This window comes from Glutamicibacter sp. 363 (assembly GCF_052379505.1).
Lineage (GTDB): Bacteria > Actinomycetota > Actinomycetes > Actinomycetales > Micrococcaceae > Glutamicibacter.
This window is the reverse complement of the sequence record NZ_JBQSYR010000015.1, coordinates 33,201-52,802: the sequence shown is the minus strand read 5'-3', so window position 1 is coordinate 52,802 and position 19,602 is coordinate 33,201. Positions and strand designations below refer to the sequence as shown.

The window sequence follows — 19,602 nt, the reverse complement described above, 5'->3', positions numbered from 1 at the left end:
GCTCCTATCGCTTGTTCTTGCCGGTACGACGGCGACGCACGATAAGCTTGTCGCTGTCCTTGTTCGGACGACGAGTGCGTCCTTCACGCTTACCATTAGGGTTGACCGGGTGACGACCACCGGAGGTCTTACCTTCACCACCACCGTGTGGGTGATCGATCGGGTTCATGGCGACACCACGCACGGTTGGGCGAACGCCCTTCCAGCGCATGCGGCCGGCCTTGCCCCAGTTGATGTTGATCTGCTCGGCATTGCCAACTTCGCCGATGGTTGCGCGGCAGCGCACATCAACGTTGCGGATTTCACCCGAAGGCAAACGCAGCTGAGCGAAGCGGCCCTCACGAGCCACCAGCTGGATCGAAGCGCCTGCGGAACGTGCCATCTTGGCACCGCCGCCGGGACGCAACTCGACCGCGTGGATTACGGAACCAACCGGGATATTGCGAAGCGGCAGGTTGTTACCTGGCTTGATATCCGCGTTTGGACCGGCCTCAACCTGGTCGCCCTGCTGGAGCTTGTTCGGAGCAACGATGTAGCGCTTGGTTCCATCAATGTAGTGGAGCAAAGCGATACGCGCGGTGCGGTTCGGGTCGTACTCGATGTGAGCAACGGTTGCCGGAACGCCGTCCTTGTCGTGACGACGGAAGTCGATCACGCGGTAGGCACGCTTGTGTCCGCCACCCTTGTGTCGGGTGGTGATCTTACCGGAGTTGTTACGGCCGCCGCTCTTGGTGAGCGGGCGAACCAGCGACTTTTCCGGAGTCGATCGGGTGATTTCTGCGAAGTCAGCTACCGACGAGCCGCGAAGGCCCGGGGTAGTTGGCTTGTACTTACGAATTCCCATTTTTCTTATTCCTCGTTAAAGTGGTCTCCGCTTAGGAAAGCGGACCGCCGAAGATGTCAATCGATCCTTCTTTCAAGGTGATGATTGCGCGCTTGGTATCCTTGCGTGCACCCCACCCGAACTTGGTGCGCTTGCGCTTACCGGATCGATTCATGGTGTTTACGGACTCAACCTTGACGTTGAAGATAGCTTCAACGGCATTCTTGATTTCCGACTTGTTCGAACGTGGGTCGACCAAGAAGGTGTACTGACCTTCATCGATCAGGCCGTAGCTCTTTTCCGAAACGACTGGTGCGATGACCACATCGTGCGGAGCCTTTGAGAAGACGCTCACTTGGCTTCCTCCTTCTGGACCAGTGCTTCGAAGGCAGCCTTGGTGAAGACTACGTCATCCGAAACCAGAACATCGTAGGTGTTCAACTGGTCGACGTATAGGACGTGCACGGAATCAAGGTTGCGCACCGAAAGTGCTGCAACATCGTTCGCGCGGTCAATGACGACGAGCAGGTTCTTGCGCTCGGTCAGCGAACGCAAGGTTGCCAGAGCTTCCTTGGTCGACGGGGTTTCACCGGCAACCAGGTTCTCGATCACGTGGACACGATCGAAGCGTGCGCGATCAGACAGGGCGCCGCGCAGTGCAGCAGCCTTCATCTTCTTCGGGGTACGCTGCGAGTAATCACGTGGGGTTGGACCGTGGACAATGCCACCGCCGGTCATGTGTGGAGCACGGATCGAACCCTGACGGGCGCGGCCGGTACCCTTCTGCTTGAACGGCTTGCGACCGGCGCCGGAAACTTCCGAGCGGTCCTTGGTCTTGTGGGTACCCTGGCGGGCAGCAGCAAGCTGTGCAACGACAACCTGGTGCAACAGCGGGACGTTGGTCTGTACGTCGAAGATACCTGCTGGCAGGTCGACGTTAAGTGCCTTAGTCATTTACTTATGCTCCCTTCACGGCGGTGCGTACGAGAACGACGCGACCGCGAGCGCCTGGAACGGCACCCTTGATCAGCAGAAGGTTCTTCTCAGCGTCGATGGCGTGAATGGTCAGGTTCTGAGTGGTTACCCGCTCAGCACCCATGCGACCGGCCATCTTCTGTCCACGGAAAACGCGACCTGGGGTCGATGCGCCGCCGATGGAACCTGGCTTGCGGTGGTTCTTGTGCGCACCGTGGGAAGCCGGAGCACCCTTGAAGTTGTGACGCTTCATAACGCCGGCAAAGCCCTTACCCTTCGAGGTGCCTACAACGTCGACCTTCTGGCCTGCGTTGAACAGCTCGACGGACAGTTCCTGTCCAGCGGTGTACTCGGCTGCATCTTCAGTGCGCAGCTCCACCAGGTGACGACGTGGGGTCACGCCGGCAGCTTCAAAGTGACCAGCCAGTGGCTTGGTGACCTTGCGTGGGTCGATCTGGCCGTAGCCGATCTGAACTGCGGTGTAGCCATCACGCTCAGCGTTAACTAGCTGGGTGACAACGTTGCTGTCAGCCTGCACGACGGTGACTGGGATCAGAATGTTGTTTTCATCCCAAACCTGGGTCATGCCGAGCTTCGTGCCCAACAGTCCCTTGAAATTACGGGTTGCGGTCATAGTTTTCTCGCCACCTCCCCTTAAAGCTTGATTTCGATGTTGACATCCGCTGGCAGGTCGAGACGCATCAGCGAATCAACAGCCTTCGGGGTCGGATCGACGATGTCGATCAGACGCTTGTGCGTGCGCATTTCGAAGTGCTCACGGCTGTCCTTGTACTTGTGTGGCGAACGGATAACGCAGTACACGTTCTTTTCCGTTGGCAGCGGCACTGGGCCGACTACGGTTGCGCCTGCGCGCGTGACCGTCTCAACGATCTTCCGGGCCGAAACGTCAATGACCTCGTGGTCATACGACTTCAGCCGGATGCGGATTTTCTGTCCCGCCATGGCGTCATGCCTCTTTCTGTTAGCACTATCTAGAATTACTGTGCCTGTATACGGGCCCTTGCGGACCGGCACGCCTTACGCTGCGACTGAATCCGGATCAGATCCGGGTTCCTCACCCGCAGGTGGCTCCGACCCCCGCGGTCGGGCGTGTCGTGTAAATTTTAGTCACGACAAAACCGACAGGGTTTTCACTTTGTGCGAAGGTCTTTTGGTTTGCAGCGGTTGTATCGATCCCGAACCCCAGGCATTATCCTGGGTGAGAGCCGATCCCGGTCGCGCAAACCACTACCGATTACCCCTCGCGGGGATCGGGTTGCAATCAAGCAACTTATCTAGTCTGACAGGTCGACCGCCGTGGCGCAAATCTTTTGCCCGGATTCAGCCCAGTGATCTTGACCTCACGAACCGGCATCGCCGCGATCTTGGCGCTCTCGCTCCGCGCCGCCCGGGTCAGCCTCCTCGCTCTTGGGCTTGCGTTCAACGCGCACCAGCTTGAGCACCGCCGCGACAATCAGCGCGATGCCGGCAAGCACCAGCCAAAGGAATGCCAGGTACCGCAAGAACCATAGCACCGCCGCGGTAATGGCGATCGCGCCCCACCAGATGTAGCGCTTCTGCCCCAGCTTCAGGCCGAGAACGATTAATGCGGCAAAGAAGAAGAGGCTAAAGACCTGCGCCGTCCCATTGCCATCTGCCAGGGTGCTCAACTGGGTCAGCGAGGCAAGAACGGCGGCCGCGACCAGATACCCATGAGCCACCGGCGAGCGTTTGCCCATGAAGTGGCGAACGGCCAGGATGCCGGCAACGAGCGTGAAGTACAGGAAGAAGAAACTGATATCTGGCAGGCGAATGATTTGGCTGTAGCTGCTGAAGCCCAACAATGCGCCGAGCACTATCAGCACATCGCTCCCCCACCGAAGCCAGCGCGTCGGCAATTCGTACATCCGAACTAGAACGGCGGCACCAAAGATCAGCACCGCACCGGCACTAATCCACACCGCCCGCAGATCGTTGAAATGCACCAACGCCCCGGCGATCAGGGTGCTTAGAATCATCGCCGCGAAATAGATACGCGCAGCGGCTCCGCTGGCCCCGCGCGAGGTCACCAGTTCGCGGGGAAAATGTGGAACCGGCTCGGCGAACCGGCCATGCAAGAGCGAAATGATCAACAGCACCATTGCAGTGAATAGCAGCTGCCAGGTGGGGTCCATCCAGGGCTGCAGGCCCGATGGCCTAGTCCCCCGCCAGAACTCGATGCCTTGGCCAATAGCTCCCAGCAATGCAAGACCGGCGCCGGCCGCCAACCACGGGATTTTCCGGGTGTGAACCAAAAGCCCGAGCTGCAGCGCGGCAATCAGGAAGATCAGCGCGAACCACCCGGGGGCGGGAGCTGCGAGCCCAATGCAGAACAACGCGAAGACCGTGCCAAAGATCGGCGCGAAGCGCAGTGTGGCCGAATCACGCAAGCGCCACTGTATCCCCAGGCTGATCAGCGCCAGCGCCATGAGCAGAATCTGAATCATCTGCACAGACCACCACGGTCCGTGAATCCAGCCGGTGGCTGAGAAGCTTTGCACGCCTTGGACATAGCACAGGCCGCACAGTCCCATGATGGCTGCGAAGAGCAGGAACTCTGCATGCTTGGACTGCCCTCTGATGCCCAAGTACCCTGCCACCGAATGAATGATCCACAAGCTCAATCCCAACAGCATGGTGCCACGGTCATGCAGCCCAAAGCTCACATCTCCGATGACTAGGACTAGCGGCAGCAGGCAAACCAGTCCGACGGTAATCCACAGCATCTCTCGGCTCAAACGGCGTCCGGTTCGCATGACGAGGAACAAGCGAAGCAGTTGCGGCACCATAACCGATACCAGCAGCAGCGCGAAGCGACCATGGGAATCAAAATTCATCATGTCCACAAACCACCAGATGCTCAGGGTGAAGGTGATTTGTGCGGCGCCGGCGTAGCTCATCTTCCAGCGTGGTGAGTGAACCAGATGAGCGCCACGCAGATAGAAGAATAGATTCACAAGTCCCACGAAAGGCAGGGCGTTTTGCGGCTCCTGGAAGCTGAGCAGGAAGAGCCCACCACTAGCTGCCAGCACCATGGTGCGCAGTATTTGCACTGCGCGTTCCTGGCCGAAGCCATCGTTGCGCCAACCGGCCAGAATCACGCTGGCCAACGTTAGGAGGATTCCTATGAAGAACCAGTTGCCGGCAGGTAGTCCAAGGAAGCTTGCCGTAGCAGCATCCACGCCAGCCACCTGGTTCACCATAGATCCGATGTACCCCAGGGTGATCAACGCCAGCAGCGCGGAAGCACCGAAACGAATGAGTTGCCCACGAGTCCGGTCGGCTAGCCGAGCGCCTTGGAGCGTCGAGATGAGCCACAGTGCAAACAAAGGTACCCACAGGCCCACAACCCACGCTAGCTGCAGCGAGACATTCTCCGACACGTTCATCGCGTACCAGCTTGACCTACCCGTTTGGTGATCAAAACCGCTCAGCATCTGCTGCACCGTGCGACCGCCAAATCCGCCGAAGACAAGGAACCCGATCCACCGGGTCTGGTCTAGCGCCAGATGCCAGCGGCGATCCGTTTCGCTGCGCATCGCGAGTGTGAGTCCCACCAGCGCCACGGCTACCCCCGGCAATGCCCGCCAGGCAAACCAGTCACTGGCGGTGATCCCCAGCAGGACCAGCGCCACGATAGCGGCCGCTTCAATCTTTCCCCGCTTGCCCAAGGCTGGAACCGCGAAGAGCTGAAGCACGGGAATCAACAGCACCGCATACCACCAAGGAATGAGTTCTCCGCTGGCATTGAGCATAACCGCGAGCGTTGAAGCGCAGACCAGCACCCAGAGGAGCACCCGTTCGGCCCGCCACCATTTGGCTGGCACCGTGAAAAGCCGGCGATAACCTTGCGCATAATGCGTGATCGCCAAGGCCTGCGCCGCCCAAAGCACCGCGATGAGCACCCAGGTAATCCGTGGTTCCCAGGCCAGGTAATTTGCGGTGGCGAAAATCAGCAGCATGAAGCTCACGCGTGCCGCGTAGAGCCGATGCAGCCGGAACCTCACCAGCAATCTGATGGAGAGCAGCAGGTGGGCGGTCACCAAGAAGAACACCCACACCAAGTCGCGGGCATGCAAGGTGGTCAACATGACTAATGCCAGGCCGAGCACCAACAGCGGCAGCAACTGCGCGGTGGCGGACACGGCCGAGTAGAAGAGCGAGGAGCGTACCTTTGCGCTGCGCACGGCCAGGACAAGCAGCACCAGGGAGAGCAACAGTAAGAAGAGCAGGTAGAACAAGATGCCGCGTTGCACCGTGGCCGCGCAAGCCATAGTGGTGGAGACCACTACGAAGACCGCAATCCACGCTAGCACCCGGGAGCGTAAACGGAGGGTGGCGAAACCCACGGCAAGGGTGCCCAGTACCGAGAAGACCAGCCACACCACTGCCGCCGGCACCGGGAGCGTCAGGTAGGTCGCGATTCCCGATAAAGGCAATAAGGCCATCCCGGTTCCGGCGAAGGCGCTGGCGGCAGGCTTGAGATTCTGCTTTGCCCCGTGCACATAGAGTCCTCCGCCGTAAAAGGCCGCGGCCAATGCGAACAAGGCGATGAGTTTAGGCAGCGGCGGTAATGCGAAACTCAGGAACAGGGCTCCGGCGGCCACGATCAGCAGGGCGGCCACGTAGAGGGTGACGTTGATATTGCGCAGTTCCCGTTCACGCGGGGTCAGTTGCTTCACCGGGCGGACAGGCGCTGCGGGTGCTTGGACCGGCGGCCGGGCATAGACCTGTGCAGCGGGGTTTGCCACCGGGGCTTCCAGGGGCCAGTTACTCGCCTCTTGGCTCGGTGGCGGCAGAGCGTTCGTGGAAGGCTGCTGGGTGTGCGAAGGCATCGCCGGTGGCTGCTGGGCGGTACGTGCCGCGTAGTTAGTGGCGGCGTTATAGCCTTCCTGCCAGGCTTGCTGCTTGGCCTCGGAGTTCACCGTGTGGTTCCTGCGGCCAATGCGAAAGCCTATGAAGAAGCTGGCAGCCACGAGCAGGAGAACCAAGATGAACCAGAACATGCCGCGACCTTAGATCGATGAACTCGCAGAGGGATATCCACGCAATCCAATTAGACCACTGCATTGACATACTTGGCACTTAACGCGCAGATGTTAAGCAAAAAGATCTCCACCTCTTCCGAAGAAGTGGTGGAGATCTTTTTTGTCAGACCAGTTGGCCTAGATCAGTTAAGCAGCGAACTACTTGGTGATCTTGGTGACCTTGCCCGAACCAACGGTGCGGCCGCCTTCACGGATAGCGAAGCCGAGGCCATCTTCCATGGCGATTGGCTGAATCAGCTCAACCGACATTTCGGTGTTGTCGCCTGGCATGACCATCTCGGTGCCCTCTGGGAGGGTGATGACGCCGGTCACGTCGGTGGTGCGGAAGTAGAACTGCGGACGGTAGTTCGAGTAGAACGGGTTGTGACGTCCGCCTTCGTCCTTCGACAGGATGTAGACGTTGGCATCGAAGCCGGTGTGCGGGGTGATCGAGCCTGGGGCTACGATAACCTGGCCGCGCTCGACATCGTCGCGCTTCAGACCGCGAAGCAGCAGGCCACAGTTCTCGCCGGCCCATGCCTCGTCGAGCTGCTTGTGGAACATCTCGATACCGGTAACGGTGGTCTTCTGGATCGGACGGATGCCGACAACTTCGACTTCCGAGTTGATCTTCAGGGTGCCACGCTCGGCGCGACCGGTCACAACGGTACCGCGACCGGTGATGGTGAAGACGTCTTCGATTGGCATCAGGAATGGACGATCGCGATCACGAACTGGGTTCGGGATGTAGGTATCGACTGCTTCCATCAGTTCCTCGATGGACTTGGTCCACTCAGCGTCGCCTTCCAGAGCCTTCAGGCCCGAAACGCGGATCACTGGTGCATCGTCGCCATCGAAGCCCTGCGAGGAGAGAAGTTCGCGAACTTCCATCTCGACGAGCTCAAGGAGCTCCTCGTCCTCAACCATGTCGGACTTGTTCAGTGCAACCATCAGGGATGGCACGCCAACCTGACGAGCAAGCAGAACGTGCTCGCGGGTCTGAGCCATTGGGCCGTCGGTAGCAGCAACCACGAGGATTGCGCCGTCCATCTGAGCCGCACCGGTGATCATGTTCTTGACATAGTCAGCGTGGCCTGGAGCGTCAACGTGTGCGTAGTGACGGGTCTCGGTCTGGTACTCAACGTGCGAGATATTGATGGTAATACCGCGCTGGCGCTCTTCTGGAGCGGAGTCAACCGACGCGAAGTCGCGCTGCTCGTTGAGATCAGGGTACTTGTCAGCAAGTACCTTGGAGATGGCGGCGGTCAACGTGGTCTTACCGTGGTCAACGTGACCAATGGTGCCGATGTTGACGTGCGGCTTGGTCCGCTCGAACTTTGCCTTTGCCACAGGTTCCTCCTAGAAACGTTTTACAGAAGACTTACTTACGATTGCGCGATTCGCAAACGAACTGGAATCAGTCTACTGGGGGCTTGGATATTTACGAAAATTTCGGTCCTGCGCGGGCCCTGCATGTGATGCAAATCCCTCGTTGGCCGTTTGCGAGGCCGGCTTCATTGGCAATAAAGCCGGCTTCGCGATCGGCCACTCCCCCACACTGGCGGGGTCACGGCCAAGTTTGGTTCCTAGACGATTACTCGCCGCGGGCCTTCTGGATGATCTCTTCGGCAACTGCCTTCGGGACCTCAGAGTAGCTGTGGAAAGTCATCGAGTACACTGCACGACCCTGGGTCTTTGACCGCAGGTCACCAATGTAGCCGAACATCTCCGACAGTGGCACGTGGGCATTGATAACCTTCACGCCAGCTGCATCGGACATCTCGGTGATCGAGCCACGGCGGGAGTTAAGGTCGCCGATAACGTCGCCCATGTACTCTTCCGGGGTACGAACTTCCACGCTCATCAGTGGTTCAAGCAGGATTGGGTTAGCGCGGCGTGCGCCTTCCTTGAATACCTGTGAGCCAGCGATCTTGAACGCCATTTCCGAGGAGTCAACGTCGTGGTAAGCACCGTCGATGACGGTAGCCTTCACGCCGACCATCTGGTAACCAGCAAGGATGCCGTACTGCATGGCGTCCTGGATACCGGCGTCGATGGATGGGATGTACTCACGAGGGATACGACCACCGGTGACGGCGTTCTTGAACTCGTAGGTAACTCCGTCGACAACCTCTAGAGGTTCGAACGAAACCTGGACCTTTGCGAACTGGCCCGAACCACCGGTCTGCTTCTTGTGGGTGAAGTCAACCTTCTCCACAGCCTTCTTGATGGTTTCGCGGTACGCGACCTGTGGCTTACCCACGTTGGCTTCCACGCGGAATTCGCGCTTCATGCGGTCCACCAGGATATCCAGGTGAAGCTCGCCCATGCCGCCGATTTCGGTCTGGCCGGTGTCGTCGTTCAACGAAACGGTGAAGGTCGGATCTTCCGCAGACAGCTTCTGGATAGCGGTCGACAGCTTCTCCTGGTCACCCTTGGTCTTAGGCTCGATGGCCACGAAGATCACTGGTGCTGGGAACGACATCGACTCAAGCACGATCGGGTTCGCTGGATCGCAAAGGGTATCACCGGTGGTGGTATCCTTCAGGCCGATCACGGCGTAGATGTGACCTGCGTGGATCTCGTCAACCGGATTCTCCTTGTTGGAGTGCATCTGGAAGAGCTTGCCAACGCGTTCCTTCTTCTGCTTAGTCGAGTTCAGCAACTGGGTACCAGATGATGCCTTGCCCGAGTAAACGCGAATGAAGTTCAGCTGGCCGAAGAATGGGTGCGCGGCGATCTTGAAAGCCAGTGCCGAGAATGGTGCATCCTCGGAAGGCTCGCGAGTCAGCTCGACCTCTTCGTCCTTTGGATCGTGGCCCACCATGGCGCCCACGTCAAGTGGGTTTGGCAGGAAATCGATCACTGCGTCGAGCATTGGCTGCACGCCGCGGTTCTTGAAGGCCGAACCACAGAAGACCGGGTAGATCTCCGAGTTGATGACCATCTTGCGAATGCCGGCCTTGAGCTCATCATTGCTGATCTCTTCGCCTTCGAGGAACTTCTCCATGAGCTCGTCAGAGCCCTCGGCGACATCCTCAACCAGCTTGGCGCGGTACTCGTCGGCCTTAGCCTGCATGTCTGCAGGAATTTCGCGAGTCTCGTAGGCGGCACCCATGGTGACGTCACCCTTGGAGTCGCCTTCCCAGACGAATGCCTTCATGGTCATCAAGTCGACCACACCGGTGAATTCGTGCTCGGAGCCGATAGGCAGCTGCATCACCAATGGCTTGGCACCCAAGCGCTTGACGATCGTATCTACGGTGAAGTAGAAATCAGCGCCCAGCTTGTCCATCTTGTTGACGAAGCAGATACGCGGAACGTTGTACTTGTCAGCCTGACGCCAAACGGTCTCAGACTGAGGCTCAACGCCTTCCTTGCCATCGAACACGGCAACGGCGCCATCGAGCACGCGCAGCGAGCGCTCCACCTCAACGGTGAAGTCAACGTGGCCAGGGGTGTCGATGATGTTGATCTGGTTGTTGTTCCAGAAACAGGTCACGGCCGCGGAGGTAATGGTGATACCGCGTTCCTTTTCCTGCTCCATCCAGTCGGTGGTCGACGCACCGTCGTGGGTCTCACCGAGCTTGTGATTCACACCCGTGTAGAACAGGATGCGCTCAGTAGTAGTGGTCTTACCAGCATCGATGTGTGCCATGATGCCGATATTTCGGACCTTATTCAGGTCAGTAAGCACGTCCTGTGCCACGTTGTCTCCCTAAAAGGTGAGGCTAGGATTGGCTGGGTGCCTTTTGACACCCAGCAATTCCAAGCGGTTCTTACCAGCGGTAATGGGCGAAGGCCTTGTTGGACTCGGCCATCTTGTGAGTGTCTTCGCGACGCTTCACAGCGGCACCCAGACCGTTCGATGCATCCAAGATCTCGTTCATCAAACGCTCGATCATGGTCTTCTCGCGGCGAGCCTTCGAGTAGCCAACCAACCAGCGCAGTGCAAGTGCGGTTGCGCGGCCTGGCTTGACCTCGACGGGAACCTGGTAAGTAGCGCCACCAACACGGCGTGAACGAACCTCGAGGGCCGGGCGGATGTTATCCATGGCCTTCTTGAGAGTCGTCACAGCGTCGGTGCCGGACTTTGCGGCCGCACCTTCGAGTGCACCGTAAACAATGCGCTCTGCAGTGGACTTCTTGCCGTCGACGAGAACCTTGTTGATCAGCTGAGTGACCAATGGGGATTCGAAGACCGGATCAGAAACTAGTGGGCGCTTTGGCGCCGGACCCTTACGAGGCATTACTTACCATCCTTCTTCGCGCCGTAGCTGGAACGAGCCTGCTTACGACCCTTAACACCCTGAGTATCAAGAGCACCACGTACAATCTTGTAACGAACACCTGGGAGGTCCTTTACACGACCACCGCGAACGAGCACGATGGAGTGTTCCTGCAGGTTGTGTCCGACACCTGGAATGTAAGCGGTAACTTCGATGCCACCGGCAAGGCGCACACGTGCGACCTTACGCAGAGCCGAGTTAGGCTTCTTCGGGGTGGTGGTGTACACACGGGTGCATACGCCACGACGCATTGGGTTGCCCTTGAGGGCAGGAGCCTTGGTCTTGACGACCTTAGGCGAGCGGCCCTTACGGACCAGCTGCTGAATAGTAGGCACTTTCGTGTCCTTCCATTGTCTAAGTTTGTCGGCACCACAACCGAACAGGATCTGCGAAGTTGTGGAGCTAGCTGCTTGCTTTGCGGCCAACAGGAACGGAAAGTCCCTAGGCGTGCGAAAGTGTGGCATTTGTTGCGCAACCTGCCCGCAACCCGGACCGAGTCCATTTTGCCACACCTAAAACAATTGATCTCAGTCTAGCATTAAACCGCCATCGCTCTAGTTTCCGTAAGCTATCTCACCAATGCACTGATCCTATCGAGCCAAGCTGAACGGCGGCGATACCGCAGGTGACCACGGGGTGAATCCAGCAGCCTCGCCTCTGGCGCGGCAGCTTTAGTGGACTATTCCCCCACTGATCTATCTACTAATTGGTCTGCGCTTAAATGGAACGCCCGCCGGCACACGAGGTACCGGCGGGCGTTTTGACTAACTAGTCAGAATCCGTGTTTAGCGGAAGTCCGAACCGTGGTCGTAGTCGTCCATCGAGATGGCCTGGAACTCTGGCGAAAGGTTGCCCTCCAGCGCATCGTCGTACAGGCCCGAAGAGAAGGCCGAAGAACCGGTGAACAAAGTTGCCTTTGCTTCGTCGGTTGGCTCGACGTTGATCTGGGTGTAGCGATCCAAACCGGTACCGGCCGGGATCAACTTACCGATGATCACGTTCTCCTTCAGACCCAGCAATGGATCCGACTTGCCTTCCATCGCAGCCTGAGTCAGGACGCGGGTGGTTTCCTGGAAGGAAGCAGCCGACAGCCATGAATCGGTGGCAAGCGATGCCTTGGTAATACCCATCATCTCGTCACGACCGGCGGCCGGGCGCTTGCCCTCGGTGACTGCCTTCTTGTTCGCAGCGGTGAAGCGCGAACGGTCGGCCAGCTCGCCCGGAAGCAAGTCGGTTTCGCCGGATTCGATGACGGTGACGCGACGCAGCATCTGGCGGACGATGACTTCCACGTGCTTATCGTGGATGCCTACACCCTGGGACTGGTACACATCCTGGACCTCACGGACCAAGAACTTCTGAGCTTCACGTGGGCCGAGGACTCGAAGAACCTGCTTCGGATCCAAGGTACCGCTGGTGAGCTGAGTACCGGCGATGATGCTTTCGCCCTCTTCAACCAACAGGCGAGCACGACGCAGAACCGGGTAGGCCTGCTTCTCGTCGCCGTTGTCTGGAGTGACCACAACGCGCAGCTGCTTCTCGTCGTCCTCGATCGACACGCGACCGGTGACCTCGGACATCGGAGCCACACCCTTAGGGGTACGGGCTTCGAACAGTTCCTGGATACGAGGCAGACCCTGGGTAATATCGTCGGCCGATGCAACACCACCGGTGTGGAAGGTACGCATGGTCAGCTGGGTACCAGGCTCACCGATGGACTGTGCGGCGATAATGCCGACGGCCTCGCCGATGTCCACGGTCTTGCCGCTGGCCAGCGAGCGACCGTAGCACAGAGCACAGGTTCCCACGGCCGAATCACAGGTCAGCACGGAGCGGACACGGATCTCATCGACGCCGGCTGCGTACAGCTGGTCGATGAGCACGTCGCCCACATCGGCGCCGGCTGCTGCCAGCACTTTGCCCTCCGCGTCCTTGGCCTCGGTGGCCAGGGTGCGGGTGTACGCCGAGTTCTCGACGGTTTCGTGCATCATGCGCACACCAACGGAGTTGTTGGCGATCGGCACGGTCAGGCCGCGGCGGGTGCCACAGTCTTCTTCGCGCACGATAACGTCCTGTGAAACGTCCACCAGACGACGGGTCAGGTAACCCGAGTTAGCGGTCTTCAACGCGGTATCGGCCAGACCCTTACGGGCACCGTGGGTCGCGATGAAGTACTCCAGAACCGACAGGCCTTCGCGGTACGAAGACTTGATCGGGCGAGGAATAATTTCACCCTTAGGGTTGGACACCAGACCACGGATACCGGCGATCTGCCGCAGTTGCAGGTAGTTACCACGAGCCTTGGAAGTCACCATGCGGTTAATGGTGTTCAGCTCTTCCATGCCGTTCTTCATCGCCTCGGCAACCTCATCGGTAGCCTTGGTCCAGATGTCGATCAGGTCCTGGCGGCGTTCGGTATCGGCAATCAAGCCCTTATCGAACGAAGCCTGAACCTTTGCGGCACGAACCTCGTAAGGAGCAAGGATGGCTGCCTTGTCCATATTCGAGGTAATATCCGAGATTGCCACGGTGACTCCCGAGCGGGTTGCCCAGTAGAAACCGGCATCCTTCAGGTTATCCAGGGTTTCGGCGGCGGTGATCTTCGGGTAGCGCTCGGCCAGATCGTTGACGATCTCCGAAAGCGCATCCTTGCCGGTCACGTGGGCAACCCATGGGTAGTCCGCTGGCAGGGTGTCGTTGAACAACACCTGGCCCAGCGAGGTCTCCAAGAGCGCATCGGTGCCTGGCTCCCAGCCTTCCGGAGCTGGCTGCTCCTCGGAAGGAACGAAGTTCGGTACGCGGATCTTGACCGGTGCGTTCAGGTGCAGCTCACGCAGGTCCATTGCCATAATGGCTTCGGCAACCGAGGTGAAGGTGCGTCCGGCACCGGCTTCGGTAGCGCGCTTGGTGGTCAGGTGGTGCAGACCGATGATCATATCCTGCGAAGGAAGTGCCACCGGGCGGCCGTCCGAAGGCTTCAAGATGTTGTGCGAGGACAGCATCAGGATGCGCGCTTCGGCCTGGGCTTCTGGGCTCAGCGGCAGGTGGACTGCCATCTGGTCACCGTCGAAGTCGGCGTTGAAGGCAGCACAAACCAGCGGGTGCAGCTGCAATGCCTTGCCCTCGACCAGCTGAGGTTCGAACGCCTGGATGCCCAAACGGTGCAGGGTAGGTGCACGGTTCAGCAGTACCGGGTGCTCGGTGATGATCTCTTCGAGAACATCCCAAACCTGTGGGCGGTAACGCTCGACCATGCGCTTGGCGCTCTTGATGTTCTGTGCGTGGTTGAGGTCAACCAGGCGCTTCATCACGAACGGCTTGAAGAGCTCCAGGGCCATCTGCTTAGGCAGACCACACTGGTGCAGCTTCAGCTGCGGACCAACCACGATGACCGAACGGCCCGAGTAGTCAACACGCTTGCCGAGCAGGTTCTGGCGGAAACGACCCTGCTTGCCCTTGAGCATGTCGCTCAGGGACTTCAGCGGGCGGTTACCCGGTCCGGTGACCGGACGGCCACGACGACCGTTGTCGAACAGCGAGTCAACAGCTTCCTGGAGCATGCGCTTTTCGTTGTTCACGATGATCTCGGGGGCACCGAGATCCAGCAGGCGCTTGAGGCGGTTGTTGCGGTTGATCACGCGGCGGTACAGGTCGTTCAGGTCCGAGGTGGCGAAACGGCCACCGTCGAGCTGAACCATCGGACGCAGCTCTGGTGGGATCACCGGAACGGAATCCAGCACCATGCCCTCTGGCGAGTTCTGGTTGACCAGGAAGGCGTTAACCACCTTCAGGCGCTTCAGTGCACGGGCCTTCTTCTGGCCCTTGCCCTCGTCGATGATCTTCTTGAGCAGTTCGGCTTCGCCGGCAAGGTCGAAGTTCTGCAGGCGCTTCTGGATCGATTCTGCACCCATGGAGCCTTCGAAGAACAGTCCGTACTTCTCACGCATGGTGCGGTACAGGCCTTCATCGCCCTCAAGGTCAGCGACCTTCAGGCCCTTGAAGCGTTCCCAGACCGCACGCAGGCGCTCTGCTTCGAGCTTCGCGCGCTTGTCGATCTGCAGCACGGTCTTCTCTGCCAGGGTGCGAGCCTTGTTCAGCTCGGCGCCCTTGGCACCGTCGGCCTCCATGCGCTCCAGCTCGGTTTCGAGCTCGGCGGCGATGGCCTTCTTGTCGGCTTCCGCGTTGTTTGCCAGGTTGCGCAGTTCCAGATCATGCTGGGCCTGCAGGTTAGGCAATTCGGCGTGGCGACGTTCTTCGTTGACGCTGGTGATCATGTAGGCAGCGAAGTAAATGACCTTTTCGAGGTCCTTCGGAGCCAGATCCAGCAGGTAGCCCAAACGCGATGGAACGCCCTTGAAGTACCAGATGTGGGTCACTGGAGCGGCAAGCTCGATGTGTCCCATGCGCTCACGACGAACGTTAGCGCGGGTCACCTCGACGCCACAACGCTCACAGATGATGCCCTTGAAACGTACACGCTTGTACTTACCGCAGTAGCATTCCCAGTCCCGGGAAGGGCCGAAGATCTTTTCGCAGAAAAGTCCGTCCTTCTCTGGCTTCAGGGTGCGGTAGTTAATGGTTTCCGGCTTCTTGACTTCGCCGTAGCTCCAACCGCGAATTTCTTCTGCGGTAGCAAGGCCAATGCGCATGAGGCCGAATGAGGAATCGCTGGACATAGGGTCCTTTTCTCTCTTCTTTGGTGTCTGAAGTCGATACGAATAAGTAAGTCTTGGTGAGCCGCTACGCTCGCTGGGCCCGCGGGCCGCTCAAGGCAGCGGTGGAACCTAGACCTCCTCTACGGAGTTTGGCTCCGACCGGGAAAGGTCGATGCCCAGCTCTTCCGCTGCACGGAACGATTCCTCGTCCGATTCACGCATTTCGATAGTGTTGCCGTCGGTACCAAGTACCTCAACGTTCAAGCACAACGACTGCATTTCCTTGATGAGCACCTTGAACGACTCTGGAACACCTGGCTCCGGAACGTTCTCGCCCTTGACGATGGCTTCGTAGACCTTCACACGACCGTGGATATCATCCGACTTGATGGTCAGAAGTTCCTGCAGGGTGTAAGCGGCGCCGTAAGCTTCCAGGGCCCAAACTTCCATCTCACCGAAGCGCTGGCCACCGAACTGGGCCTTACCACCAAGTGGCTGCTGGGTAATCATGGAGTATGGACCGGTGGAACGTGCGTGGATCTTGTCGTCCACCAGGTGGTGGAGCTTCAAGATGTACATGTAGCCAACGGATACCGGATCCGGGAATGGCTCGCCGGAACGACCGTCGAACAGGCGGGTCTTACCGGTGTTGCCGATCAGACGCTCACCGTCACGAGTGACGTTCGTCGAATCCAGGATTCCGCGGATTTCCTCTTCCGAGGCACCGTCGAAGACCGGGGTGGACACGGTGGTCGGACCGGACTGGCGAGGCAGGTTCGGCAGGTTTCGCACCCAAGCCGGCTCGTTCTCGATATTCCAGCCCTGCTTGGCAGCCCAACCCAGGTGGATTTCCATAACCTGGCCGACGTTCATTCGACCTGGCACACCCAGTGGGTTCAACACGACGTCAACCGCGGTTCCGTCCTCGAGGAAAGGCATATCCTCAAGTGGCAGAATCTTGGAGATAACGCCCTTGTTGCCGTGGCGGCCGGCAAGCTTGTCACCGTTGGTGATCTTGCGCTTCTGTGCCACGTACACGCGGACCAGCTGGTTCACGCCTGGGGACAGGTCATCATCGTTGTCGCGATCGAAGATGCGCACGCCGATGACGGTACCGGACTCGCCGTGCGGCACCTTCAGCGAGGTATCGCGCACTTCGCGGGACTTCTCACCGAAGATCGCGCGCAGCAGGCGCTCTTCCGGGGTCAGCTCGGTCTCGCCCTTAGGAGTGACACGGCCAACCAGGACGTCGCCTGCTTCAACCTCGGCGCCGATGTACACGATGCCGCGGTCATCAAGCTGGGAGAGGATGTCCTCGGAGACGTTCGGGATATCGCGGGTGATTTCCTCGGCACCAAGCTTGGTGTCGCGGGCATCGACTTCGTGCTCTTCGATGTGAATCGAGGTGAGCACGTCCTCGAAGATCATGCGCTGCGAAAGGATGATCGCATCCTCGAAGTTGTGCCCTTCCCATGACATGAATGCCACGAGCAGGTTCTTACCCAGGGATAGCTCGCCCTTGTCGGTCGAAGGACCGTCAGCGATGATCGACTGGAATTCCAGGCGATCGCCCTCGGTGACCAGTACGCGCTGGTTGTACGCGTTGCCCTGGTTCGAGCGTGCGAACTTCATGATCGGGTACATCGACTCGGTGCCGTCATCGTTCATGACAACAACCAGGTCTGCGGAAACCTCGGTGACAACACCTGGCTTCAGTGCGACCACGGAATCGCCGGCGTCAATTGCGGCGTACTTCTCCATGCCGGTACCAACCAGTGGCGACTCGGAAGCCAACAGCGGCACAGCCTGGCGCTGCATGTTGGCGCCCATCAGTGCGCGGTTCGCGTCATCGTGCTCGAGGAATGGAATCAGCGCGGTGGCAACCGACACCATCTGGCGCGGCGAAACGTCCATGAAGGTCACTTCGCTCGGCTCAACGATGACGGGCTCGCCGCCACCGCCCTTTTCACGGACCAACACGGCGTCTTCTTCGAAGCGGCCGTCTTCACCCAGCGGAGCGTTGGCCTGTGCGATGAAGTGCTGCAGCTCGTCATCTGCGGTCAGGTACTCGACCTCGTTGGAGACGACGCCGTCCACTACCTTGCGGTAAGGGGTTTCGATGAAGCCGAAGGAGTTGATCCGGCCGTAGGTAGCCAACGAACCGATCAGGCCAATGTTCGGGCCTTCGGGAGTTTCAATTGGGCACATACGTCCGTAGTGGGACGGGTGAACGTCGCGAACTTCCATGCCTGCGCGGTCACGGGACAGACCGCCTGGGCCCAGTGCCGACAAGCGGCGCTTGTGGGTCAGGCCGGCTAGCGGGTTGTTCTGGTCCATGAACTGCGAGAGCTGCGAAGTACCGAAGAACTCCTTGATGGCAGCTACCACCGGGCGGATGTTGATCAGCGTCTGCGGGGTGATCGCTTCGACGTCCTGGGTGGTCATGCGCTCGCGCACAACACGCTCCATACGCGAAAGACCGGTGCGGATCTGGTTCTCGATCAGCTCGCCCACGGCGCGGATACGACGGTTGCCGAAGTGGTCGATGTCGTCCACGTTAACCGATACGTCGATGATCTCGCCCTTGCGGGTGCCGGAGATGGTCTTCTCGCCTGCGTGCAATGCAACGAGGTAGCGGATCATGGCGACAATGTCGTCTACCGACAGAACGGCAGGGCTCTCGGCGTCAACCGGAGTCTCGACACCCAGCTTGCGGTTGATCTTGTAACGACCAACCTTGGCCAGGTCGTAGCGCTTTGGCTCGAAGTACATGTTGCGCAGCAGACCCTGTGCGGCATCAACCGTTGGCGGCTCGCCCGGACGCAGCTTGCGGTAGATATCCAGAAGCGCTTCGTTCTGGTCCTTGATGTTGTCCTTTTCCAAGGTGGCACGCATCGAGTCGTACTGACCGAACTCGGACAGGATCTTCTCTTCGCTCCAGCCAAGGGCCTTGAGCAACACGGTGACCGACTGCTTGCGCTTACGGTCCAGGCGCACACCGATCTGGTCGCGCTTGTCGATTTCCAGTTCGAACCAGGCGCCGCGCGAAGGAATGATTCGCGAGGAGTAGATGGTCTTGTCACTGGTCTTGTCCGGAGCGGACTCAAAGTACGCACCAGGGGAACGGACCAGCTGCGACACAACAACACGCTCGGTGCCGTTGATGACGAAGGTGCCCTTGTCGGACATCAGTGGGAAATCGCCCATGAAGACGGTCTGCTGCTTGATCTCGCCGGTTTCATTGTTCATGAACTCGGCCTTGACATACAGCGGTGCCGCGTAAGTGGCGTCGCGATCCTTGCACTCAGCGATGGAGTACTTTGGGTCAGCGAATTCCGGATCGGAGAAGCTCAAGGACATGGTGTCCTGGAAGTCTTCGATCGGGGAAATCTCCTCGAAGATTTCAGCCAAGCCCGAGGTGTCTGGCACGCTGGTGTCACCAGCGGCTTCGGCCTTGGCTAGACGAGCCTTCCAGAGTTCATTGCCGATGAGGCGGTCAAAGCTCTCAGTCTGCAATGCCAGCAGGTTAGGCACTTCAAGGGGTTCGTGAATCTTTGCAAAAGAAAGTCGGCCAGCGTATGCAGCATCGCGAGCCGAACTAGCGGTTTGGTTGTTAGGGTTGCTCGAGGCGACCAAGATGGATCCTTCCAAAGACCGTCAGGTTTCCGAACGCCAACCGTGCTAAGGTGCCTGTCATAGGACAAGCCCTCGTGTGACGACGCGAACCCACCGCTATATGAAGGCCGCGCGCAAACAGGTATGGCGCAAATTTCTACTCTACCGGAGTATTTTAA

12 protein-coding genes are annotated in these 19,602 nt (G+C 59.0%); all 12 read right to left on the bottom strand.

The window, feature by feature from the left end; genetic code table 11:
- Positions 1-4: 4 nt before the first annotated feature.
- Positions 5-844 carry a 50S ribosomal protein L2 gene (gene rplB / locus ACT3UA_RS10710; RefSeq protein ID WP_096283685.1) on the bottom strand — a complete coding sequence of 280 codons (840 nt, stop codon included), beginning with the start codon at positions 842-844 and terminating at the stop codon, positions 5-7.
- 31 nt (positions 845-875) lie between these two features.
- Positions 876-1,178: a 50S ribosomal protein L23 gene (gene rplW / locus ACT3UA_RS10705; protein WP_096283687.1), complete on the bottom strand. Its 303-nt coding sequence runs from the start codon at positions 1,176-1,178 to the stop codon at positions 876-878.
- Complete coding sequence (gene rplD, locus ACT3UA_RS10700) at positions 1,175-1,777, bottom strand: 50S ribosomal protein L4 (protein ID WP_096283689.1); 603 nt, start codon at positions 1,775-1,777, stop codon at positions 1,175-1,177. The genes rplW and rplD overlap by 4 nt, the downstream gene beginning before the upstream one ends.
- A gap of 4 nt (positions 1,778-1,781) precedes the next feature.
- The gene (gene rplC / locus ACT3UA_RS10695) at positions 1,782-2,432 is read right to left on the bottom strand and encodes a 50S ribosomal protein L3 (protein WP_096283691.1); all 651 of its coding nucleotides are present in this window, start codon (positions 2,430-2,432) and stop codon (positions 1,782-1,784) included.
- Between the two features lie 20 nt (positions 2,433-2,452).
- Complete coding sequence (rpsJ, locus tag ACT3UA_RS10690) at positions 2,453-2,761, bottom strand: 30S ribosomal protein S10 (protein WP_013349689.1); 309 nt, start codon at positions 2,759-2,761, stop codon at positions 2,453-2,455.
- A gap of 398 nt (positions 2,762-3,159) precedes the next feature.
- Positions 3,160-6,843: a hypothetical protein gene (locus ACT3UA_RS10685; RefSeq protein WP_096283694.1), complete on the bottom strand. Its 3,684-nt coding sequence runs from the start codon at positions 6,841-6,843 to the stop codon at positions 3,160-3,162.
- Positions 6,844-7,023: 180 nt separating this feature from the next.
- Positions 7,024-8,214 (bottom strand): elongation factor Tu, encoded by a 1,191-nt coding sequence (gene tuf / locus ACT3UA_RS10680; RefSeq protein WP_096283696.1) that lies wholly within the window; start codon positions 8,212-8,214, stop codon positions 7,024-7,026.
- Positions 8,215-8,458: 244 nt separating this feature from the next.
- Positions 8,459-10,573, bottom strand: a complete 2,115-nt coding sequence (gene fusA, locus ACT3UA_RS10675; RefSeq protein ID WP_096283698.1) for an elongation factor G — start codon at positions 10,571-10,573, stop codon at positions 8,459-8,461.
- Between the two features lie 70 nt (positions 10,574-10,643).
- A complete protein-coding gene (gene rpsG / locus ACT3UA_RS10670) occupies positions 10,644-11,114 on the bottom strand; it encodes a 30S ribosomal protein S7 (RefSeq protein ID WP_096283700.1) in 471 nt (156 codons plus the stop codon).
- Positions 11,114-11,488: a 30S ribosomal protein S12 gene (gene rpsL / locus ACT3UA_RS10665; RefSeq protein ID WP_096283780.1), complete on the bottom strand. Its 375-nt coding sequence runs from the start codon at positions 11,486-11,488 to the stop codon at positions 11,114-11,116. The genes rpsG and rpsL overlap by 1 nt, the downstream gene beginning before the upstream one ends.
- A 450-nt stretch (positions 11,489-11,938) precedes the next feature.
- Positions 11,939-15,829, bottom strand: coding sequence for a DNA-directed RNA polymerase subunit beta' (locus ACT3UA_RS10660; protein WP_444616373.1), 3,891 nt, complete (start codon positions 15,827-15,829; stop codon positions 11,939-11,941).
- A 108-nt stretch (positions 15,830-15,937) separates the two neighbouring features.
- Entirely contained in the window at positions 15,938-19,444 is a 3,507-nt protein-coding gene (rpoB, locus tag ACT3UA_RS10655; RefSeq protein WP_096283782.1) for a DNA-directed RNA polymerase subunit beta, read from the bottom strand.
- Positions 19,445-19,602 lie beyond the last annotated feature (158 nt).

Bases quoted from the DNA above. Each gene is read 5' to 3' on its own strand.
- ACT3UA_RS10660 (WP_444616373.1), bottom strand. From the start codon at position 15,829: ATGTCCAGCGATTCCTCATTCGGCCTCATGCGCATTGGCCTTGCTACC.
- rplC (WP_096283691.1), bottom strand. From the start codon at position 2,432: ATGACCGCAACCCGTAATTTCAAGGGACTGTTGGGCACGAAGCTCGGC.
- rpsG (WP_096283700.1), bottom strand. From the start codon at position 11,114: ATGCCTCGTAAGGGTCCGGCGCCAAAGCGCCCACTAGTTTCTGATCCG.
- rpsJ (WP_013349689.1), bottom strand. From the start codon at position 2,761: ATGGCGGGACAGAAAATCCGCATCCGGCTGAAGTCGTATGACCACGAG.
- rplB (WP_096283685.1), bottom strand. From the start codon at position 844: ATGGGAATTCGTAAGTACAAGCCAACTACCCCGGGCCTTCGCGGCTCG.
- ACT3UA_RS10685 (WP_096283694.1), bottom strand. From the start codon at position 6,843: ATGTTCTGGTTCATCTTGGTTCTCCTGCTCGTGGCTGCCAGCTTCTTC.
- rplD (WP_096283689.1), bottom strand. From the start codon at position 1,777: ATGACTAAGGCACTTAACGTCGACCTGCCAGCAGGTATCTTCGACGTA.